Source organism: Streptomyces sp. NPDC058964 (assembly GCF_042741275.1).
GTDB lineage: Bacteria > Actinomycetota > Actinomycetes > Streptomycetales > Streptomycetaceae > Streptomyces.
Genome location: NZ_JBHYKH010000727.1, coordinates 1 through 3,411 on the forward strand (window position 1 = coordinate 1; position 3,411 = coordinate 3,411).

Annotated in this window: 3 protein-coding genes; all 3 read right to left on the reverse strand. The window is 71.3% G+C overall.

Annotation, left to right across the window (positions count from 1 at the left end; all coding sequences use genetic code 11):
• Positions 1-253: 253 nt before the first annotated feature.
• Genes ACFW2E_RS43750 through ACFW2E_RS43760 form a run of 3 tightly spaced genes read right to left on the reverse strand, consistent with a single transcriptional unit; the run spans position 254 to position 3,276 of the window.
• Complete coding sequence (locus tag ACFW2E_RS43750; RefSeq protein ID WP_384476825.1) at positions 254-2,155, reverse strand: copper resistance CopC/CopD family protein; 1,902 nt, start codon at positions 2,153-2,155, stop codon at positions 254-256.
• A gap of 12 nt (positions 2,156-2,167) precedes the next feature.
• Positions 2,168-2,626, reverse strand: a complete 459-nt coding sequence (locus ACFW2E_RS43755; protein ID WP_384476827.1) for a copper chaperone PCu(A)C — start codon at positions 2,624-2,626, stop codon at positions 2,168-2,170.
• Positions 2,623-3,276 (reverse strand): SCO family protein, encoded by a 654-nt coding sequence (locus ACFW2E_RS43760; protein ID WP_384476830.1) that lies wholly within the window; start codon positions 3,274-3,276, stop codon positions 2,623-2,625. The genes ACFW2E_RS43755 and ACFW2E_RS43760 overlap by 4 nt, the downstream gene beginning before the upstream one ends.
• Between the last annotated feature and the right edge of the window lie 135 nt (positions 3,277-3,411).

Below are 3,411 nucleotides of genomic sequence, written 5' to 3' on the forward strand. Positions count from 1 at the left end.
GCGGCCCGCGCGGGGGGGCGTCCCGCGGCACCCCCCCCCCGCCCGCCCCCCCCCCCCGCCGGGGGGGGGCCCGCGGGGGGCGGGGCCGGCCCCCGGGCGCCCGCCCCCCCCGCGCCGAGCACGAGTCCGGTCGCACCGGCGGTGCCGAGCAGCGTTCGCCGCGAGATCCCCTGGCCAGAGCCTTCGCTCCCGGAGACGGCGCCGGTGGGTTCTATCACTTCGGAAGGGGTGGACTGGTCAGCCATGGTGCGGTTCAGCCGATCTGAGCGTTCTTGGAGACGGTCGCCTGGTCGATGTCGGAGGTCCGTACGGTCACGGCGATCTTCCATTCGCCGGCCATCGGGATCTGTACTCCGGTCGCGGACCAGTGTCCGGTGGCGATGTGGTCGGGGGTCACGGGAAGCGGCCCGATCTTCTTGGCCTCGAGGGTGAAGGCGACCTTCACCTCGGGGATGTCGAAGGCGCGCCCGTTGGGCCGCTGGACGTAGACGTGCATCTCGTTGCCGCCCACGCGCGCGGGGTCGAGGTCGAACCGTACGACGCCCTTGCCGTCCTTGCCGCCCGTGTCGAACGGCATGTCCAGGGTGAGCGCCCCGGAGGACGAGGTCGACGACGAGGAGGACGCCGACGAGGTGGCGGCCTTGGCCTCCTGCTCGGTGCGCCCCGGTTCGGTCTGGGTCAGCACGGTGGTGACGGCGAGCAGGACGACCGCCACGCCCGCCTCCGCGAACACCGAGCGGCGCAGGCCGAAGCGGTGGGGGTCGGCGTCCCGCAGCCGCTTCTGCCGGGCGGCGTCCACGGCGGCCCGCTGGCGGGAGAGCTGGGCGGCCCGTTTGGAACCGGCGGCGGTCTCCCCGGCCGCGGCCGGAGCCGTGACGTGCTTCTTGGCGGATACCTCGGCCTCCGCCTTCAGCGCGGTGACCCCCGTGTCGGCGAGCCGGGCCGTCCAGCGCCGCGAGATCCAGGCGATGCCGACGAGCAGCAGGACGAGCCCGATCTTGACGAGCAGGAGTTGTCCGTACCGGGTGTCGGTGAACGCCGACCAGGAGCCGAGCTGGCGCCAGGACTGGTAGGTGCCGGTGGCGACCAGCGCGAGCACCGAGCCGAAGGCGACGCGCGAGAAGCGGCGTACGGCGGCGGCCTCGACGGGGGTCTCGGCGGGCGCCCGGTGGAGCGCGACGAGGAGGGCGACGAGCCCGCCCAGCCAGGCGGCGACCGCCAGCAGATGGAGCACGTCGACCGGCATGGCGATGCCCGGCTGGAGCCCGGTCGAGGCGTGCTCGGCCATCGCCCAGCTCGCCGCGAGTCCGGCGGCGACCACGGTCCCGCCGATCGAGAGCCCGAACGTCAGGTCGCGCTTCTCCTCGTCCTCCCGCTTGTCGTACGCCCCGAAGAGCACGGCGATGAAGAGGGCGGCGGCGGCGAGCAGCAGCAGCCGGGAGACTAGCGCGGCACCCGTCTTGGTCTGCAGTACCTGGCCGAGCAGGTTCAGGTCGAAGATGTCGCCGAACGCGCCGGAGGTCGTGTACGAGCCGCGCAGGAGCAGCAGCCAGAGCGTGGCCGCGGTGAGTGCGAGCCAGCCGCCGACGACGAGGCGCTGCATGGCCCGTACCCCGGAGCCGCGCCGCCAGCAGGCGAGCACGAAGGCGGCGCCGCCCGCGAGCACGATGAATCCGGCGTACGACACGTACCGCCCGAAGCCGTAGAGCCAGCCGACCACTCCGCCGCCCGCCGTCCGGCCGGAGACCGAGACGGTGGTCAGGGAGGGCTCGCCGACGGAGAAGGTGTAGGCGCCGGCCACGGGGTGGCTGTCCGCGGAGACGACCTGGTAGGTGACGGTGTACGTGCCCTTGCCCAGGCCGCTCTTGAGTTGCACGGCGTAGGTGGTCCCGCTCACCTCGGTCGGCTTGCCGAGGTCGACCCGCTTGCCCTTGGGGTCGAGGACGCGCAGCGAGTCGTCGTTCATCGCCACCTTCTCGGAGAAGGTGAGCGACACCTGTTCGGGCGCCTTGTCGACCACCACCCCCTGCGCGGGGTCGCTGCCGGTCAGGGCGGCGTGCGCGGAGGCCGGCCCGGCACCGGCGAGGAGCGCGCCGGTGACGGCCAGGAACAGCAGCACCAGGGTGCGCAGGCGGGGGGTGATGGTCCGCGTCAAGGGGTCCCTCCCTCAGTGTCCGGTCGACGGGTTGTACGTGGCGGACCTCACCGGCATCTCGACGGTGACGGGTCCCGAGTTGGCGAACCTCAGCTTGAGGGTGACCGTGTCGCCCCGCCTCGGCTTGCGCTTCAGCTTCTCGAACATCAGATGGTTGCCACCGCTTTTGAAGACGAGTTGACCGTGCGCGGGTACGGCGAGGGAGGTGACCTCCTGCATCGCCCCGCCGACCGTGTCGTGCATGGTGACCTCGCCGGCGATGTCGCTGGTGACCGAGGTCAGCTCGTCCTTCGTGCCGCCCTCGTTGGTTATCGTCAGGAAGCCGGCCGCCATGTCGGCCGAGACGGGCTGGGGCATGTAGGAGGAGCCGACCGAGAGTCGGGCCTTCGTGTCACCGGACCCGCCGCAGCCCGCGAGTGCGAGTGCGAGGGTGCCCGTCAGCGCGGCGGCGGGGACGGCGAGGCGCCTCACGGCTTCACCCCATTGATGATCTTGGGGAGGTCCTTGGTGTAGTCGTCGACCGTGGTGTCCTCGCCGTAGATGAGGTAGCCCCCGTCGGTCTTGGGCGAGAAGGCGACGACCTGGGTTCCGTGCACGGAGACGATCTTGCCGTTCTTGTCCTTCTTCGTCGGCTCGATGGAGATGCCGAGGGAACGGGCGCCCGCCTGAATGGTGGAGAAGTCGCCGGTCAGGCCGATGAACTGGGTGTCGATGCCCTTGAGCCACTTGCCGAGTTCGGCCGGAGTGTCGCGGGCCGGGTCGGTGGTGACGAAGACGACCCGCAGCCTGCCCTGTTCGGCCTTGGGCAGCGCCTTCTTGGCGACCGCGATGTTGTTCATCGTCAGGGGGCAGATGTCGGGGCAGTGGGTGTAGCCGAAGTAGATCAGAGTCGGCCGGCCCCTGGTCTCCTTGCGGAGGTCGTACTTCTGGCCGTGGGTGTCGGTGAGGACCAGGTCAGGCTTCTCGAACGGCTGGTCGAGCACGGTCGCGGCCTTTGCCGAGCCGGACTCCTCGGAGACCACGGCGATGGGCGACTTGCCGTCGTCGCCGTTGCCGCAGGCGGAGAGGGTCAGGGTGGCGGCGGCGAGCAGGGCGGCCGCGGCGAACGTCTTCTTGCGCATAGGAAAATGTCCCAGATGTGAGGTGCTCGGGTGCGGGGCGGGGGGCGGCGCCCGCCGGGGGGCCCGCGGGGGGGGGTGTAAACAAAAAAACCAGCCCGCCCCCAAACAAATGTTTAAGACAGGGGTGGGGGGGTG